Annotated in this window: 1 protein-coding gene and 1 pseudogene; both read left to right on the top strand. The window is 76.9% G+C overall.

From position 1 onward, the window contains the following. Positions 1 to 40 precede the first annotated feature (40 nt). Positions 41 to 691 (top strand): annotated as a pseudogene (locus tag AC2W7J_RS18275) (DUF5719 family protein); the annotation flags it as partial. A gap of 172 nt (positions 692 to 863) precedes the next feature. Beyond that, positions 864 to 1,223 (top strand): hypothetical protein (locus AC2W7J_RS18270; RefSeq protein ID WP_485984200.1); only part of this gene is annotated, 360 nt, incomplete at its 3' end.

Genomic DNA, 1,223 nt, shown 5'->3' with positions numbered 1-1,223 from the left:
CTGATGCGCGTCAGCGGGTCCGTCGACGCCCACGCCGCGTCTGCGGACGTGCTCGAGGGCGTCGTGCGGCCCCGCCGACGACCCGGCCGATCACCATCGACCCGCTGTCCAAGCGTCCAGCGGCGTCCCGCGCGACTCCTCGACGAGCGGCCCGACCGACGTTTCCGACGACGACCTGGGGTCCGACCCCCTTCGTGTCCGTGGCACCGGCGAGCGGGCGCCCGGGCTCGTCGCGACGCAGAGCCTCACCGCGACCGACGGCGACGTCCAGGGCCTCGCCGCGCTCCCGTGCACCGCGCCGACCGCCGACGCCTGGCTCGTCGCCGGCGGCGGGGACAAGGGGCGCCAGGAGCGGCTCGTCCTGACCAACCCCGGCGGCAATGCCGTCACCGTGCAGGTCGACGTCGTGGGCGCGAAGGGGGGCGGCTCCGACGGTCCCGGCCGCTCCGTCGTCGTCCCCGCGGGCGGACGCAACGTCGTCCTCCTCGACAGCATCGGTGGGACGGCCGCGCCCCAGGCCGTGCACGTGACGAGCACGGGCGGGCTCGTCTCGCCCGCGATCGTCGACCACCACCTCGACGGCCTGACGCCGGCGGGCCTTGACGTCGTCGGCCCCACGGCGGCGCCGGCGCGCCGACTCGTCCTACCGGGCAATGCCAACGGCTCCGGGCGCGGCATCGTCATCGCCGCACCCGGCGACCGGGGAGGCCGTCGTGCAGGTCCGCCGGCTGAGCGAGGACCCGGCACGCAGCGCCAAGGTCGTCACGGTGCCCGGCGGGCGAGGCCGTCGACGTCGAGCTGCCGCTCGCCGACGGCATGGCGCTCGTGGGTCGTCGAGTCCGACGAGCCGGTCGTGGCGCGGCGTGGACCGAGACCACCGGTGCGGGGGAGCGCCGGGACATGGCCTGGTCGGTGGCGACACGGCCTTCGGCTCGCTCGGCGGGGCGGCCCTGCCCCGGGTGCCCGAGGACGTCTCGCGGCGCTTCGTCGAGGTGACCGCCGCGGACGGGCCGGCGCAGGTCGACGTCCTCGTCTCCCGCGACGGCGAGGTGACGACCGAGGAGCTCGAGCTCGACGACGCGCACAGCCAGGCGCTGCCCCTGGGTGACGCGGACGCCGTGTGGGTGCGGCCGGACGAAGGCCGGGTCCACGCCGCCGTGCTCTACCTCAGCCCGCCCGGGGCCCAGACCGTCGGCGCGGCGTCCCGTGCCGCTGCTGCCCTC

This window comes from Janibacter sp. CFPM2_SD2 (assembly GCF_057364645.1).
This window is presented reverse-complemented; position numbering and strand designations above follow the sequence as displayed.